This window comes from Aquirufa aurantiipilula (assembly GCF_019923745.1).
Lineage (GTDB): Bacteria > Bacteroidota > Bacteroidia > Cytophagales > Spirosomataceae > Aquirufa > Aquirufa aurantiipilula.
This window is the reverse complement of sequence record NZ_JAANOG010000001.1, coordinates 66,931-83,710: the sequence shown is the minus strand read 5'-3', so window position 1 is coordinate 83,710 and position 16,780 is coordinate 66,931. Positions and strand designations below refer to the sequence as shown.

Below are 16,780 nucleotides of genomic sequence, written 5' to 3'. Positions count from 1 at the left end.
ATAATAAAAACTAAAATTAGAAAATTATTCCTGAATCCTGAGCTGATTTATCCCTTATTGGAATATAAGTCTATTGTATTGTAGGAGTCCAAAGGCTGATTAAAAGGGAATTTTACCCTAAAAATCTTTCAAATTGCCCATTCTGCAAGATATATCCTGATATATGAAAGATTTGTCCTAAAGTATCCAAGCAATGAAACTTAATTTTGGACACGTTTTAAGACAAAATAATTTAGTTTTTGTCCAAAACCTTCTCCATCTATTCAATTTATCTGAGTCAAATTATGAATAAATCATTTGTTTCGTTTTCTGGCAAAAATTTTGACAATAAGTTGCCGAAATACCAGCAATTAATTAATTCACTTCTTCAAGATATTGAGATGGGAGAATTGAAACCAGGAGAACGTCTACCCTCCATCAATGAGGCATCAGAAGAATGTTATTTATCTCGAGACACAGTAGAAAGAGCTTACACTGAGTTACACAAAATGGGAGCCATTACTTCCATTTTTAGAAAAGGATATTTCATCTCTAATTCTTCATTGAAACTGAAAACAAAGGTGATGTTTTTAGTAGGAAAAATTACAGACACGAATAAAGCCATTTTCAATTCGTTCAATGAGGCTGTTGGAAAAAATGTCTTGGTGGATATTTTCACATATCAGTACAAAACACGACAGTTTCAAGAAATATTAGGTCAACAGTTGGGTAATTACCACTATTATGTCATTATGCCACATTTGATCGAGGAGGAAGAAGAAAACATTAAATGTTTAAAGAAAATTGCGGGAGATCGTTTGATCTTATTGGATCAGCAATTTGAAAGCATGCAAAATACCCATGCAAGCATCGTTTGTCATCCCAAATCACAAATCATTCAAGAGTTTACCAACCATACAAACCTGTTTCAAAAATACCGTTGTTTAAATCTCGTATTAACCGAAGAAGAATACTTCGATGCGGAATTTATTAATGGCTGTGGAGATTTCTGTGAATCCATTAACATGGATTTTAAAGTATTGGATGGTCTGGACGGAGAAGAATTAAACCAAGGTGAAGTTTACTTTACATTGGATGATTCCGACTTAATTCAGGCCATCAAATACGCAGATAAGCAAAATTGGAAATTAGGACAAGACATGGGGATTATATCCTACAATGATCAAGGTTACAAAGAAATATTATCAGGAGGAATTACGGTACTTTCCAATCAACCTGAAAAAATCGGTCGAAGAGCCGCCGCACTTATTGGTGAAAGCTATAAGACTACAGAAGAAATTGATCTAGAACTGATCGTAAGACTATCACTTTAGGGTTTAATTTTGTGGAAACGGGTCATGAAATTCATGACTCGTTTTTTTTGTTTACATAGCTAATGTTCCTCTGTAAACCACTTAACTTACTGCGTTTAATTGCTGAATAATGAAACAGTTCCTTGAACACATTTTCTGACAAGGATTCCCAATCTCCTCTTTCCATCTCGAGAAAGGCTGAATGTGCTTCAAACCTAGGTTCTTGATGTGGTTTGGAAAAACGGTTCCATGGACAAACATCCTGACAAATATCACAGCCAAAAATCCAATCCTGAAAATCAGATTTCATGGAAGCAGGAATTCCCTCTTTTAATTCAATAGTAAAGTAAGAAATGCATTTAGAACCATCTACCCAATAAGGACTTAAAGCTTCCGTGGGACAAGCATCAATACAACGGGTACAAGTACCACAAAAATCCTTGATGGGTCCATCTACTTCGGCTGGCAAATCAATGAGTAACTCGGCAATAAAATAAAAACTCCCCTGCTTAGGAATGATTAAGTTGCCGTTTTTCCCCATCCATCCTAATCCTGATTTTTTAGCCCATGCTTTTTCTAAAACAGGAGCTGAATCCACAAACATCCGACCAGAAATCTCACCTAAATCATCTTGAAGGGCATCCCACAAAATTTGCATTTTATCCTTTACCACCCGATGGTAATCTTCACCATAAGCATATTTAGATATCTTAAAATGATGATTTAGAGGAACTAAAGCAGGATCGGGGTAATAATTGAACACTAAAGATACGACTGTCTGACAGCCTTCCACCAAAATTCTAGGGTCTAAACGTTTATCAAAATGATTCGCCATATAGGCCATTTCTCCTTGTAATCCCTGATTCAACCAAGCCTCCAAACGAGGAGCTTCTTCTTCCAAAAAATCTGCCTTGGATATGCCACAAAAGGAAAAACCTGCCTCAAAGGCCTTTTTTTTAATCAGGGAAGAAACTTGTTTCGGATCTAAAGTCATTTCCCTAAAATTACAAAGTTGCCTTATCTCTGCCAAACTGTCATAAAATACTTTTTGGCTTATGATTTGTGTGGCTATGAAAGCGTATTAATTTTGCCTTATGAAAAAGAAAGAAAACGAGAATAACTTAGAGGAAGAGAAAATCCAATCCGAAAATCAGGAAAATTTGACAGATAGCGAAGAGACAGCAACACAAGAGACTCCTACGGATGAGTTGGCAGAAATGAAGGAAAAATACCTTCGCTTGTATTCAGACTTTGAAAATTTCAGAAAGCGTACCGCCAAAGAAAAAGTGGAATTAATCCAAACCGCATCAGCCGGTTTGATCGTGGATTTACTTCCTGTCATAGATGATTACGAACGCGCCTTAGCCAATGCACCAGAAGGAGAAATCTCGGAGGGTATTCAATTGATTTTTGCTAAAATCAATTCGGTATTGCAAGCCAAAGGTTTAAAAGAATTACCTGCCAAAGGCGAGGTATTTGATGCAGAAATACATGATTGCATCACACAATTTGCCGCTCCTACGGATGCTGATAAAGGTAAAGTTATAGAAGTGATTGAAAAGGGATATACGTTACATGAAAAGGTCATCCGCTTTGCGAAAGTGGTGGTTGGTAATTAATAAGTAAAATGGCTCAAAAAAGAGATTATTACGAGGTATTGGGAGTAGCTAAAACAGCTTCTGAGGAGGAGATTAAAAAGGCATATCGCAAGATGGCCATTAAATACCATCCAGATAAAAATCCTGATAACAAAGAAGCAGAAGAGAAATTCAAAGAAGCAGCTGAGGCCTATGAAGTCTTAAGCAATACCCAGAAAAAAGCACAGTATGACCGATTTGGACATGCCGGAATGGGTGGAGCAGCTAGTGGAGGTTTCAATGGCGGCAATATGAACATGGAAGATATCTTCTCTCAATTTGGAGATATCTTTGGTGACGAAAGCCCATTTGGAAGCTTTTTCTCTGGTGGCAGAGGTGGCGGCGGAAGACGGCAGCGCAAGGGTTCAGACTTACGCATTAAGCTTAAGTTGAATTTGGAAGAGATCGCCAATGGAGTTGAGAAAAAAATCAAAGTAAAACGCCATGTAGCTTGTAAGACTTGCTCTGGCAATGGTTCTAAAAATGGTACTGACTTAAAAACTTGTCAAACTTGTCAAGGTTCAGGTCAAGTTCGTCGAGTACAGCAAACCATGTTAGGACAAATGGTGACATCCTCTACTTGTCCTACTTGTAGTGGCGAAGGAAAGAGCGTTGGGGCCAAATGTGATGTGTGTTTCGGAGAAGGTCGCGTATTGGAAGAGGAGATCATCCCCATCAAAATACCGGCTGGTGTATCAAATGATATGCAGCTTTCCATGAATGGCAAAGGTAATGTCCCTCCTCGCGGTGGTGTTGCTGGAGATTTATTGATTGTCATTGAAGAAGAAGCGCATGAAGTTTTACACCGTGATGGCAACAACATCATTTATGATTTATATGTCAGCTTTGCCGATGCAGCTTTAGGTACCTCTGTTGAGGTTCCTACGATTGGAGGTAAAGCCAAAATTAATTTAGAGGCAGGAACTCAAAGTGGCAAAATTCTTCGCTTAAAAGGCAAAGGAATCAAAGAATTGAATGGGTACCATGTTGGCGACCAATTGGTGCATGTGAATATTTGGACACCCAAACAATTGACCAAAGAAGAAACTGAAATCTTGGAGAAATTAAGAAGCTCAGAAAACTTTGCTCCTCAACCTGGAAAATCAGATAAAGGATTCTTCCACAAGGTTCGAGATATGTTTAGTTAATCCAGCATATAATCAAAAATAAAAAAGAAGGGCTTGAATAATCAAGCCCTTCTTTTTTGATTCATAAAAATCAACAGTATTACCCATTGATCCGAGTAATCTGTTTATTGAAAATTTCTTCCAACTCCTTGTATTTAGCTGGGTTCACTTTGGATTCTTTGAAAGCGGAAACAATCAGATTCATCTCATAGAACGCAATTTGAATATCACGATCATGAGAACGAACATTATCTTCCGAGAAATAGTAATCAATCGCTTTGGAATTACGTTTGATAATGGTGTTCGCCATGCTCAAGGCTTTCGCCTCATCACCAATCTCTAAGTACAAACCTACCGAACTAGCTGAGAATTGATCGTATGGAATCACCTTATTCGGCATAACTTTGTCTAAATAATCCAATACTTGTTTAGCCTTTGGTAAATTACCTTCACGAATCAACTGATCTGCTAAACGATATACCCCTAAACGAGCAGTTACGCTTGGAATTCCTAAATAGAAATCTCCATGGTAGTAAATCTTATCATCATTTAAACCTCTCCAATACATTTTATTCAAGAAGTTATCAGCCATGATTTTAGTATTCACAAATCCGTCTTTGGCCCCTGGAATTTTAAATGGCATCAATCGGTAGGCATAACCCTCTAACTGCATACTTTCTTTTAATCCTAAATATTGGTCATTAGGTAAAGTAGATGCAAAGTAAATAGGGCGTTTCCAACCTGTTTTCGCATTGTTAGAAATTACTTCCAATTGAATCAATTCACCTTTGAAGATATTTTTACCTGGAAGCTTCCAACCAATGCTCGTACTCAAGAATGGAGTAAACTCTTTAGGGAACCACTTACTAGCCGCTATTTCCGTTGGATTAACTGGTATAACCAATGAATCTGAAGGGAACGTATTGATCATATCACCTGACTGAGTCTGTGCCTGAATTCTTGGATCATTTTTGTGTAACAAATCCAAATAGTCTGGTAATGACATTCCTGTGATATTCGGATTGCCATTGTACATAATTTGATCATTAACACCTTCCAAGAATTGATCCTTAGTTAAATCAATAGGCAATGGGGCTGATTGATAGGTTTGACGCTTCATTTGGTCGATGTACCAATCTGTTCCCAATAAAGATAAATTACACACACGCACATCAGTACGGAAGCCTTCTACTTCCTGTACATACCACAATGGAAAAGTATCATTATCACCACCCGTAAACAGAATGGCATTGGGAGCGCAACTATTCAATAGATTTTTAGCAAAATCAATTTGATGGTATCTTCCACTTCGATCATGATCATCCCAGTTTTGCTGGGCCATAATTAATGGGGCAGAAAGACCAAATACTGCCAATAAAGACCATTTCAATTGTGGGCTACGAACAATTTTAGTCAACCATTCCCCAATTTGCATGACACCCAAACCAGCCCAAATGGCCATAAAATAAAAGGATCCCACATAAATATAATCTCTCTCACGCGGCTCTACTGGGGGAGAGTTCAAATACACCACCAGAGCTACTCCACTAAGAACAAACATTAAGATGGTGATTAGGAAATCCTTTTCATTTTTACTGTATAACAAGTAAAATCCTAAGAAAACCAAAATGAGAGGCAAAAAGAAATAGTTATTTCTTGCCTTATTGTTGGCTAAATTATCAGGTAATTTGGAAGAATCCTGGAAAGGATTAATGGCCCAAGCATCTTGATAATCACTTTCTCTGCCCAAGAAATTCCACAACAAATAACGCATGTACATGTGTCCAATCTGATGTGTAAACATAAAGCGTAAATTATCTCCAAAACTAGGTTTTTGACCGGCTGGAATACCTAACATCTCTTGGTATAATGCAACATGTTGAGGAGAATTACTATATACACGAGGTAACAACATTTGTTGATCCTTTTGGTAAACATATTCCGGCTTGTAGGTATAAACCTCGTATTTACCGTCTTTCAGCTTATAAACGGGCTCTCCTTGTTTGAACTCTTCGATTTCAGCTGTGTACACAGGACCATAAAGCAAAGAACGCTCACCATATTGTTCCCTTTTCAAATACTTCAAGAAATTCAAAATATTGCTTGGGTCATTCTCATTAATAGGAGGATTATATCCTGAGCGTACTAAAGCGACGGTATAAGTGGAATAACCAATCATCAAGAATACAAATGAAAACAAAGCGATATTCAAAACCTCTTTGCCCTTGGCATAGGAATAGCGAATTCCTAAAACCACTACCAAGATGATTAGAAACAAGAAAAACAAAGCTCCACTGCCATTACCCAAGCCCAATGAATTCACAAAGAATAATTCGAATTTGAATGCAATGGAAGGTAATCCAGGAATGATTCCAGAATTAATGATGGCTAAAATGACTAAACCAATAAACATGGCGATAAAACCACCTTTATAGGTAGGCTTAGCCTCACGTTTGAAATAATATAAAATGGCCAAGGCTGGCAATGTTACTAAGTTCAATAAATGGACACCAATGGAAAGACCAACCAAATATGCGATGAATAATAACCAGCGGTTGGCTTCTGCACGATCTTCCACCAATTCCCAACGGAAAGCCGCCCAAACTACAATGGCAGTAAAGAAAGACGACATAGCATATACTTCTGCTTCCACCGCTGAAAACCAGAAAGAATCCGAGAAGGTATAAATTAATGAACCAACGACACCAGAAAACAATAAAGTATAGGTTTCAGCCTTGGATAATTCTTCAAAAGATTTGTTGATGACCTTACGACCAATCATCACGATTGTCCAATGCATGAACAGAATCGTCAAAGCACTGCTAATCACCGAAAGCATGTTTACCCAAAAGGCAACACGACTAACATCACCTAAAGCCAATAGAGAAAACATTCTTCCCAATAAAAGGAACAAGGGTGCTCCTGGAGGGTGTGGAACCTGTAATTTATAAGAACAGGCGATGAATTCACCGCAATCCCAAAAAGAAGCTGTGGGTTCAACGGTTAGTGTATAAGTAACTAAAGCAATGGCAAATACAATCCAGCCAGTTACGTTATTTAAGCGTTTAAAATTCATCATATTTTAGAAATTAAAATCAAATGTACAGGGATTCAACCTGTCAAAAAAAAGCTTGCTGTTAAGAGTTGTTAATTGAATTGCTTTAAAAAGCGGACGTCATTTTCAGTAAATAAGCGTAAATCTTTGATTTGATATTTTAGCATTGTGATGCGTTCAATACCCATTCCAAAAGCAAATCCATTGTATTTTTTTGAATCAATGCCTACATTTTCCAATACATTGGGATCTACCATGCCAGCACCTGCTATCTCAACCCAACCTGCTTGCTTACATACGTTACATCCTTCACCTTTGCACAATAAACAGGTAATATCCATTTCGGCACTTGGCTCTGTAAATGGAAAATAAGATGGACGGAATCGAACTTTCGTATCTTTTCCAAACATCTCTTTGGCGAAATGGTAAAGTGTATCCTTTAAATCCTTGAAACTCACTTTTTCATCAACGTACAAACCTTCTACTTGATGAAAAAGACAGTGTGCTCTAGCTGAAATTGCCTCATTGCGGTAAACACGACCGGGCATCACAGAACGAATAGGCGGTTTCTGATGCTGCATCAAGCGAATTTGTACGTTGGACGTATGCGTTCTTAATAATACATCATCTTGAATTTCTCCTGCTCCTTTTTCAATAAAAAAAGTATCCTGCATTTCTCTTGCTGGGTGATTCGCAGGAAAATTCAGGGCAGTGAAATTGTAAAAGTCGGTTTCAATTTCTGGACCATCCGAAACCGAAAATCCCATGCGATTGAAGATTTCTAATATACGGCTACGCACTAAGGTCAATGGATGAATGGTTCCTTGCTGAACAGGACTTGATAATGTCAAATCGGAAGGAACCACAAAATTTGATTTTGCATCAGCAAATGATTCCTGAGCTTGATTAAACTTATTTTCTGCCAGATTCTTTAATTGATTTAAGGCTTGTCCAACCTCTCTCCTATTTTCAGCAGGCACATCTTTTAAGCCATCAAATAAGCTGGCTAATCGACTTTTACGACCTACAAACTGAATTCGGAATTGCTCTACATCAGATTCATTTGAAATGACAAAAGCCTCAATTTCATCCTGAATCACCTTTATTTGTTCATTCATTCAATAAAACGTTAATTATAATATTTTTAAACCTAAGGTTAAATGCCACACACTAGCTTTTTGAGAAATATTCACATCTGCAGGAATAGGCACCGTATTAGCTAAATCTGTCAAATTTCCTTCATAGCGAAGATCTAAAGTTAATCCTAACAAATCCAGGCCACCTCCTACTGTATAAGAAAAGTATGCTTTAGAAACAGCATCTCGTACAGACACAGAAGAAGCTACAGATGTAATGGCCTGTGCAATGGTATTATCTGAATTTAAATTATAAGATGCTACCGGTCCTGCCAATACATGCAAAGGACCTAATTTGTATCCCAAAAGTAAGGGAACATCTAAACTAGTATAGGCTACATCTACGGACTGGTTACGACTTGTAATATTGATTGCTGCATTTTTGGCAGTAACTAAAACTTCTGGCTCAATGAATAATTTACGTCCGATACGTGCGTAAACTCCTCCTACATAACCTGTTTTCAATGCCAAATTCTGATTAATGATATCATTTATGGGAACTGAAGCTCCTCTAAAAGTCATACTTTCAACATTAATGGAAGATAAAGTGATTCCTCCTTTTATTCCAAAACGGAATATACTACCTGTAACTTTCCTAGCTCCAAATTGAGCATTAGCTTGAAAAATCATTCCTACAAGGAACAAAAACAATAAGCTGAACTTCATTGACTTTTTCATGATTGGGCGGTTTAATTCAATTAGCTTGTAAAATTATCCTTTTTACTCCGAAAAAAAAGGAAAAACCAAATCAAAGCGTAATTTTGGGTTCTTAATATATTTCTGTGGCCAAAGCCAAAACCTCTTTTATTTGTCAATCTTGTGGACAATCCTCACCAAAATGGTTAGGTAAATGTCCAGCATGCGGAGAATGGAACACTTTTGTGGAAGAACTCATTGAAACGACCATTCATCCTGCTGAAGTTTGGAAAAATAAAAGCACTCATAGAACGGCTCCTGTACCGAAATTATTGCAAGAAATCACTTTTGAAAGCAGTCCCAAACTTCAATGTTCGGATGAAGAATTCAATCGGGTATTGGGCGGGGGAATAGTTCCTGGTAGTTTGGTATTAATTGGTGGCGAACCTGGTATAGGTAAATCAACTTTGTTGTTGCAGGTTGCCCTTTCTCTTCAAGGTCTTAAAATTTTGTATGTTACTGGTGAGGAATCCGAACAACAGATCAAATTAAGAGCTGACCGCTTAGGACCCATTTCTCACGATTTATACATCTTGACAGAAACCAATACCCAGCAAATCTTTAAACATTTGGTTGATTTAGAGCCTGATTTATTCATCATCGATTCTATTCAAACCCTTTATTCAGATCAAATAGAATCAGGTCCAGGATCTGTTTCACAAATTAGAGAATGTGCCTTAGAATTGATGCGTTTTGCGAAAGAAAGTGGAACACCCATCTTTTTAGTAGGTCACATCACCAAGGAGGGTTCCATTGCTGGTCCTAAAGTACTGGAACATTTAGTCGATACTGTTCTCCAATTCGAAGGTGATCGCAATATGATTTACCGAATTCTAAGAACTACCAAAAATCGTTTTGGTAGTACATCAGAATTAGGCATTTATGAAATGTTAGGCAATGGCCTGAGACCTGTGAGTAATCCCTCTGAAATCTTGCTTTCATCTCGAGATGAACCTGCTTCGGGCATCGCTATTGGTACTATTTTAGAAGGAAATAGACCCCTGTTGATTGAAATACAGTCTTTGGTTACGCAAACATCCTATGCCACAGCCCAGAGAACGGCTACGGGATATGATGCCAAACGGTTGAATATGTTGCTGGCTGTATTGGAAAAAAGAGGAGGATTTAGACTTGGTACTCAAGACGTTTTTTTGAATATAACGGGAGGTATCAGAGTGGATGATCCAGCCTTGGATTTAGCTGCTTGTATGTCTTTACTTTCCTCGCATGAAGATAAAGTCATCGATTCCAGCATTTGCTTCGCTTCTGAAGTAGGTTTGGGTGGAGAACTACGAGCAGTAACTCGTATTGATCAACGCATTGCTGAGGCAGAAAAATTGGGATTCAAAGAAATTTGGATTAGTAAATACAATCAGAAAAGCATCAATTATAAAGCCAAAACTATCAAGGTACAGCTAGCCAGCACTTGGATGGAGGTTATGATGAACATTTGGAAACGAACGTAATTTCTGGATAAGTTACCTCGATTAAATGTAATCCATGTGCGGGAACTGCCCTACCGGCCTGTTTTCGGTCTTTAGCAGCTAAAATTCTGATTAAATCTGCTTGGTCCCATTTACCCAAGCCTATTTCAATCAAGGTCCCAACCACTGCACGAACCATACCGCGTAAAAAACGATTTCCTTGAATCGTAAAAATCAACCGATTACCTTCTTTTCTCCATTCTGCCCTAGTTATTTGACAATCGAAAGTCGTAACATCCGTTTTTACCTTAGAAAAGCTTTGAAAATCTCGGTGATTCAAAAATAATTGAGCTGCTTGATTCATTGCATCCAACTGTAAAGGTGCCTCAAACCAATACGCATATTCTCGAGAAAATGGGTCCTTCGTTAAACTTATATGGTACTCGTAAATTCTCCCCATAGCATCGAAACGAGCATGAAAATCATCTGGAACTTGATATACTGCTTGAATGGCAAGGCTAGCAGGTAGAATACGATTCAATCGATAAACCCAATCTACCTTTGGCTGATTCGCCTCCTCAAAAATATCAAAATGAGCAAATTGTTGTCGAGCATGTACGCCTGTATCGGTCCTACTACTTCCCACTAAATCAATCTGAACTCCAGCTATGGTACTTAATGCTTTTTCTAGTTCCGACTGCACCGAAACTGCATTTTGTTGGATTTGAAATCCATGAAAAAAGCCGCCATCGTACGAAAACTGTAGTAGATAACGGCTCATTTCTATTTGTTTTTGATTAATTCAATGCCTTCTCTAATGCTGTATGGAATGAAGCTGAGGCTGAAGCTTGTGAAGAGACAATTTGTCCATCAACGATAAAATCATGACCTGTAACCACTCCTAAAGCATTAAATGGAATCGTTTGTGATTTCAATTGCGCTTCAAATGCTACCTGTTTTTCAGGTGCAACTGATACTAAAACACGACTTTGAGCTTCTCCAAATAAGAAAGCATCTTGACGAATATTTTGGTCAGAATTGATTGCAAAACCTTTCTGACGAGGGAAAGAAGATTCCGCCAAGGCTACTAATAAACCTCCGTCGGATAAATCATGTGCTGATTGAATCAAGGATTGTTGAATCAAACTAGCAACTCCTCCTTGAATTTTTTGTTCCGTTTCTAATACAAAATGAGGCGAAGGACTAGCTTTTACACCTTTGTAAGAATATAAATATTCAGAAGAAGCAATGTCATTCACACTTTCTCCTACCAAATAGATCAAATCTCCTTCTTCTTTGAAATCTAAAGTCATTTTTTGGCTCGCCTCCTCTAAAATACCCAACATACCGATAGTTGGTGTTGGGAATACTGGACCTTCGTCTGAGGATTGGTTATAAAAACTCACGTTTCCACCTGTAACTGGAGTTTCAAATGCCAAACAAGCTTTTCTCATACCTTTGATAGCTCCAACAAACTGCCAATATACTTCTGGTACATAAGGATTACCAAAATTCAAGCAATTGGTGATTGCTACAGGAACACCTCCAGAACAAACAATATTACGAGCGGCCTCCGCTACGGCAATGGCACAACCTTCTTCAGGATCTGCATTCACATATCGCGAGTTACAGTCGACGGTGATAACAATGGATTTCTTAGAACCATGTACTTTCACTACAGCAGCATCAGAAGGTGCATTGGTATTACGATTAGCGCGTCCAATAGATGAATCATATTGCTCGGCTACCCATTTTTTAGAGGCAATGTTCGGGTGATTCATAAGGAAATCAAATGCTTTACTGATTTCACCCGCTTCTAAATCTTGAACTGAATCTATCTTGAATTTCTTAAACTCTTGGTAATAAGCTGGTTCACGGTATTCACGGTGATAGATTGGTGCGCCTCCGCCCAATACTAAATCATCTGCAGGAACATCCGCTACCAATTGTCCATCTTGGAAGAATTGAAGACGTTTCGTGTCGGTCACTTCACCAATTTGTTCACAATTTAAATCCCACTTTTCAAATATCTTTTTCGCTTCATGCTCTCTTCCTTTCTCTACAACGATCAACATACGCTCTTGAGATTCCGATAATAGAATTTCAAAAGGTTTCATGTTCGGTTGACGCGTCGGAACCTTAGATAAATCAATGATCATACCATGTTCTCCTTTCGCAGACATTTCAGAGGTAGAACAGATAATACCTGCTGCACCCATATCCTGAATACCAATCACGCAACCAGCTTCAATAATTTCTAAGGAAGCTTCTAATAACAATTTTTCTTGGAAAGGATCTCCTACTTGTACAGCAGGCAATTTTTCTGATGACTTTGCCGTGATATCTTCCGACGCAAAACTTGCACCTCCAATACCATCTTTACCTGTGGCAGATCCTACAATGAATACGGGGTTTCCAACACCATAAGAAATGGCAGATGCTTGCTTACCTACTTTTAAGATACCCGCTGAAAAAGCATTTACTAAAGGATTAGTAGAATAACAATCATCAAAAAACACTTCACCACCAACGGTAGGAATACCAAAGGCATTACCGTAATCACCAATACCTTTCACTACACCTTTTACTAACCACTTAGTTTTGGCTAATTCAATATTTCCAAAACGTAATGAATTTAATTGGGCAATCGGACGAGCACCCATGGTAAATATATCACGATTGATTCCACCAACTCCGGTTGCTGCACCTTGATAAGGCTCTAATGCAGAAGGGTGATTATGTGATTCAATTTTAAAGGCACAACCTAAACCGTCACCTAAATCAACCAAACCAGCATTTTCTTCACCGGCTTTTGCCAACATACGTGGTGAATCCTTAGGCAAGGTTTTTAACCAAACAATGGAGTTTTTATAACTACAGTGCTCAGACCACATCACAGAAAAAATGGACAATTCTGTGAAGTTAGGTTTGCGACCTAAAATCTCCTGAATACGATCATATTCTTCTGGAAGTAAACCTAATTTTTTGGCAGTTTCGAGGGTGGGTAAGCTTTCGTTGGATTCCACAATGTAAATTTTAATGTAAGAAATGGCTTGGAAGCACACAATTGAGCACAAAGGTAATAATTTTTGCTTGGAGGGAAACGATTAGCCCAGGATTATTCCGATTTATTTGGACTATTTATCCCAATTTTCCTGCCAATACTTTTTATCCTCTGCCGTATCTAAATCTCGGTATTCCTCCTCAAAGGAAATCCATTGACAAATGTCAGGATGGGATTTCCAAAAAGGACCAAAGCCCTTATCCCCTTTCCAATCATATAATTTATGTTGATGTTGAAAAGGAATCAATACCGGTGGAGAAGACTGACCTTGAAAAGAGGACACTATGACTTGAGAAGGGTTAGCAAGATGAGCTTTGACGATAGCTTGAATATGTTTTTCTTGAACAAATGGTGTATCCACTAGCATAACAAGAATAGGTTCTTGTCGGGATGCTAAAGCTCTCATGCTTTCAGACAATGTATTTCCTTGTCCTAAGGCCCATTCTTTGCTTTCCATAATTTCTACACTATCATGGGAAATTACATTTTTAATAGCATCTTTTTCAGCACCTAGAACTAGAATGACATGATCAATAAAAGGAACTTGCAAAACCTGCAAGCTCCTTTCAACTAATGTTTTCGGACCTAATTGAATTAATGCCTTGGGCTCCCCTAGTCGGGAAGAAGTACCTGCAGCTAACAGAAGTCCGATCATGAGATATTTGAAATATCAAATGGTAATGTTCTCACACGTTTTCCGGTAGCTAAAAATACCGCATTACACAAAGCTGGAGCTACTGGAGGAAGTCCAGGCTCACCTACACCACCAGGTGCTTCGTTACTTGACATGACGAATACATCAATCTCAGGTATTTCACCTTGTCTGAGTACCGCATAATCATGAAAATTGCTTTGTTGGGTTTGTCCATTCACTACCGTAATTTCATTCTTAATAGCAGCGGTTAATCCCATGGTAATGTTGCTCTGCACTTGAGCTTTGATATTTCTTGGATTAATGGCTACTCCACAATCAATCACAGAATAGACTTTTTTAATCAAGATACCATTCCCTTGTTTTTCTACTACGATGGCATGAGCACAAATGGAAGAAAAGGAACGGGCAATGGCAATACCAACGGCTTTACCTTGGGCTTTTAATTGTTGGTAATTCGACAATTCAGCTAGCTTCTTTAAAACGCCAACAAATCGAGGAGAACCAGCTAGCATTTCTAATCTGAATGCCAAAGGATCTTTCTTTGCTTGATGAGCTAATTCATCTATGAATGACTCTTGACCAAATAAATTGGTAGAAGCATATACGGAGCGCCACCATAGGATGGGTATTTTAGTTTTAACTAGACTGAAAGAATTTCTTCTATTTGGAAAAGCATAAGGGCTATCTGGCAAATTGATACCTTCTTCTGCCCAAGGATCGGGGGCATTATCTAAAGGAACTTGGAATACCTGATTTAAAATAGAGGCACCATTTAAACGGTGTTCAAAAGCCTGTACCTTACCTTGAGCATCAAGAGCACCTTTCATGACAGATAACATACCTGGACGGAATGGACCTTGTTGGGTATCATCTTCTCTAGTCCAAACTACTTTGACAGGAGCATTGATTTGTTTGGATAAATGAGCTGCTTCCAATACATAATCGTAATAGGCTTTTCTACCAAAAGCACCGCCTAGAAAAGTAACATTGATTTTAACATTCTCCTTTTTGATACCTAGGTAGGCTGCTAACTCAGTGACTAAAGAATCGGGACCTTGTACTGGAGCCCAAACTTCCACTTTACCATCTTGAACATAGACGGTAGCATTCTCCGGTTCCATGGGCGCATGCGCTAAAAACGGTGTTTGATAGGAAGCTTCAATAACCTTATTGGCTCCTGCAAATGCTTTATTTACATCTCCAGTTAACGATTCTTTGTATTCAAAACCTGGGTTTTTACCTGCTTCTTTCAATTGATTGAAGTACTTTTCAGTATTCATATCTTCGGCAGCAGGACTTTCCCATTCGATATTCAATAAACGTTTCCCTTTTAATGCTGCCCAATAGGAATCAGCCAAAACGGCAACAGCCTCTGTACTAGCGTGAGGCATTTTACGCTCAGTTTTCAGAACAAATTTTACACCTGGACTAGCAATGGCTTTTTCCCCTTGATAGGATTTAACTTTCGCATGAATACTTGGAGCATGAGCTATACTGGCGTATAACATTCCTGGAATAAGCACATCCATACCAAATTTAGCTGTTCCATTCACTTTAGAAGGAATTTCCGGTCTTGGGATCGATTTACCTATTTGTGTAAAATCAGCAGGATTTTTTAATACAGGATTGGCGGGTACAGGTAATTTTGCAGCTGAAGCGACTAATTCACCGTATCCCAGGCTGATGGATTTATTCTTTTGGTATACACGCCCCTCTTTGGCATAACAAGCACTAACCGGAACATGCCATTGGTTAGCAGCAGCTTGAATAAGCATTTCTTTCACAGCAGCCCCAACGGTTCTCATAGGTAGGTAACGGGTACTTACTGAAGAAGAACCACCCGAAAGTTGAGAGCCAAATTTAGCCGAACCATCGGATGTCACTATTTCTACTTGGTCTAAGCGAACTTCCAATTCTTCTGCAATCAACATAGGAATGGATTGCGAGGTTCCTTGGCCCATATCGGGTCTTGCGTTAAACAAGGTTACTTTACCTGATTCATTGATTAGTACATATGGATTTATCTCTACTCCAATATGAGGTTCATGAGCCAAATTCTTGACTTTAAGCCCTTTTCCATTGGCTAAATTTTCAAAACCAATAGCAAGAAAAGCTGCCGTTTGGGCACTTATCTTGATAAAATCTCTTCTCGAGGTTTGCTTTTTTATGTTCGCGCTCATTTGGATTTCGTTTTAGATTGGCTTTTCATCATTTTGGCGGCAGTATGAATCGCTTTTCGCATGTCTTGGTAGGTACCACATCGACAAATATTTCCTGCCAAGGCAGTATCGATATCTTGATCTGTTGGATTAGGATTGGACTCCAATAAAGAGGCCACTGTTAGGATCTGACCAGATTGACAATAACCGCATTGAGGAACTTGTTCTTTGATCCAAGCTAATTGAACTGGATGGCTTGTATTGTTGGACAATCCTTCAATACTTATCAATTTATCTTCGGGCTTGATGCTTGAAATGGGTGTTGAACAAGATCGAATCGGATTTCCGTTTAATAAAACTGTGCATGCGCCACAAAGACCCATACCACATCCAAATTTGGTCCCTGTCATCCCAATTTCATCACGAATTACCCACAAAAGGGGCGTATCAGAAGCTACATCTATTAGATGTTTCTTCCCATTAAGTTTGATGCTGTACTTACTCATGGCTTTGATTATAGATTAGATGATAAATT

13 protein-coding genes are annotated in these 16,780 nt (G+C 38.4%); 4 read left to right on the top strand and 9 right to left on the bottom strand.

Annotated features, from left to right (window positions below; translation table 11 throughout):
• Nucleotides 1–284 precede the first annotated feature (284 nt).
• On the top strand, nt 285–1,313 hold the full coding sequence (locus tag G9H60_RS00355) for a GntR family transcriptional regulator (protein ID WP_223142151.1): 1,029 nt from the start codon (nt 285–287) through the stop codon (nt 1,311–1,313).
• A 31-nt stretch (nt 1,314–1,344) separates the two neighbouring features.
• Here the strand turns inward: G9H60_RS00355 and queG are convergent, their stop codons facing one another.
• Complete coding sequence (gene queG, locus G9H60_RS00350) at nt 1,345–2,286, bottom strand: tRNA epoxyqueuosine(34) reductase QueG (RefSeq protein WP_223142150.1); 942 nt, start codon at nt 2,284–2,286, stop codon at nt 1,345–1,347.
• 100 nt (nt 2,287–2,386) lie between these two features.
• On the opposite strand from queG, the gene G9H60_RS00345 reads away from it, so the two are divergent.
• Nucleotides 2,387–2,911 (top strand): nucleotide exchange factor GrpE, encoded by a 525-nt coding sequence (locus tag G9H60_RS00345; RefSeq protein WP_223142149.1) that lies wholly within the window; start codon nt 2,387–2,389, stop codon nt 2,909–2,911.
• Nucleotides 2,912–2,919: 8 nt separating this feature from the next.
• Entirely contained in the window at nt 2,920–4,077 is a 1,158-nt protein-coding gene (gene dnaJ, locus G9H60_RS00340) for a molecular chaperone DnaJ (RefSeq protein ID WP_223142148.1), read from the top strand.
• Nucleotides 4,078–4,156: 79 nt separating this feature from the next.
• Here dnaJ and G9H60_RS00335 read toward each other — a convergent pair whose 3' ends face one another.
• From G9H60_RS00335 to G9H60_RS00325, 3 genes are all read right to left on the bottom strand, one after another.
• Nucleotides 4,157–7,135, bottom strand: a complete 2,979-nt coding sequence (locus tag G9H60_RS00335; RefSeq protein WP_223142147.1) for a glycosyltransferase family 117 protein — start codon at nt 7,133–7,135, stop codon at nt 4,157–4,159.
• A gap of 68 nt (nt 7,136–7,203) precedes the next feature.
• Nucleotides 7,204–8,229 carry a phenylalanine--tRNA ligase subunit alpha gene (gene pheS / locus G9H60_RS00330; RefSeq protein ID WP_223142146.1) on the bottom strand — a complete coding sequence of 342 codons (1,026 nt, stop codon included), beginning with the start codon at nt 8,227–8,229 and terminating at the stop codon, nt 7,204–7,206.
• A 15-nt stretch (nt 8,230–8,244) separates the two neighbouring features.
• The gene (locus G9H60_RS00325) at nt 8,245–8,925 is read right to left on the bottom strand and encodes an outer membrane beta-barrel protein (RefSeq protein ID WP_223142145.1); all 681 of its coding nucleotides are present in this window, start codon (nt 8,923–8,925) and stop codon (nt 8,245–8,247) included.
• A 104-nt stretch (nt 8,926–9,029) separates the two neighbouring features.
• Between G9H60_RS00325 and radA the strand changes: the two genes are divergently transcribed.
• Nucleotides 9,030–10,409, top strand: coding sequence for a DNA repair protein RadA (radA, locus tag G9H60_RS00320; protein ID WP_223142144.1), 1,380 nt, complete (start codon nt 9,030–9,032; stop codon nt 10,407–10,409).
• Here the strand turns inward: radA and truA are convergent.
• The 5 genes from truA to G9H60_RS00295 form a co-directional block, all read right to left on the bottom strand.
• Nucleotides 10,381–11,148: a tRNA pseudouridine(38-40) synthase TruA gene (truA, locus tag G9H60_RS00315; protein WP_223142143.1), complete on the bottom strand. Its 768-nt coding sequence runs from the start codon at nt 11,146–11,148 to the stop codon at nt 10,381–10,383. The genes radA and truA overlap by 29 nt on opposite strands.
• A 16-nt stretch (nt 11,149–11,164) precedes the next feature.
• On the bottom strand, nt 11,165–13,393 hold the full coding sequence (purL, locus tag G9H60_RS00310) for a phosphoribosylformylglycinamidine synthase subunit PurL (RefSeq protein WP_223142142.1): 2,229 nt from the start codon (nt 13,391–13,393) through the stop codon (nt 11,165–11,167).
• A 111-nt stretch (nt 13,394–13,504) separates the two neighbouring features.
• Nucleotides 13,505–14,086 (bottom strand): nucleotidyltransferase family protein, encoded by a 582-nt coding sequence (locus G9H60_RS00305; protein ID WP_223142141.1) that lies wholly within the window; start codon nt 14,084–14,086, stop codon nt 13,505–13,507.
• A complete protein-coding gene (locus G9H60_RS00300) occupies nt 14,083–16,266 on the bottom strand; it encodes a xanthine dehydrogenase family protein molybdopterin-binding subunit (RefSeq protein ID WP_223142140.1) in 2,184 nt (727 codons plus the stop codon). Before G9H60_RS00300 ends, G9H60_RS00305 begins: the two co-directional genes overlap by 4 nt.
• A complete protein-coding gene (locus G9H60_RS00295) occupies nt 16,263–16,751 on the bottom strand; it encodes a (2Fe-2S)-binding protein (RefSeq protein ID WP_223142139.1) in 489 nt (162 codons plus the stop codon). The genes G9H60_RS00300 and G9H60_RS00295 overlap by 4 nt, the downstream gene beginning before the upstream one ends.
• Between the last annotated feature and the right edge of the window lie 29 nt (nt 16,752–16,780).

Excerpts from the sequence above, each read along its gene's own strand:
- G9H60_RS00355 (WP_223142151.1), top strand. The coding sequence starts at position 285 with ATGAATAAATCATTTGTTTCGTTTTCTGGCAAAAATTTTGACAATAAG.
- queG (WP_223142150.1), bottom strand. The coding sequence starts at position 2,286 with ATGACTTTAGATCCGAAACAAGTTTCTTCCCTGATTAAAAAAAAGGCC.
- G9H60_RS00345 (WP_223142149.1), top strand. The coding sequence starts at position 2,387 with ATGAAAAAGAAAGAAAACGAGAATAACTTAGAGGAAGAGAAAATCCAA.
- dnaJ (WP_223142148.1), top strand. The coding sequence starts at position 2,920 with ATGGCTCAAAAAAGAGATTATTACGAGGTATTGGGAGTAGCTAAAACA.
- G9H60_RS00335 (WP_223142147.1), bottom strand. The coding sequence starts at position 7,135 with ATGATGAATTTTAAACGCTTAAATAACGTAACTGGCTGGATTGTATTT.
- pheS (WP_223142146.1), bottom strand. The coding sequence starts at position 8,229 with ATGAATGAACAAATAAAGGTGATTCAGGATGAAATTGAGGCTTTTGTC.
- G9H60_RS00325 (WP_223142145.1), bottom strand. The coding sequence starts at position 8,925 with ATGAAAAAGTCAATGAAGTTCAGCTTATTGTTTTTGTTCCTTGTAGGA.
- truA (WP_223142143.1), bottom strand. The coding sequence starts at position 11,148 with ATGAGCCGTTATCTACTACAGTTTTCGTACGATGGCGGCTTTTTTCAT.
- G9H60_RS00305 (WP_223142141.1), bottom strand. The coding sequence starts at position 14,086 with ATGATCGGACTTCTGTTAGCTGCAGGTACTTCTTCCCGACTAGGGGAG.
- G9H60_RS00300 (WP_223142140.1), bottom strand. The coding sequence starts at position 16,266 with ATGAGCGCGAACATAAAAAAGCAAACCTCGAGAAGAGATTTTATCAAG.
- G9H60_RS00295 (WP_223142139.1), bottom strand. The coding sequence starts at position 16,751 with ATGAGTAAGTACAGCATCAAACTTAATGGGAAGAAACATCTAATAGAT.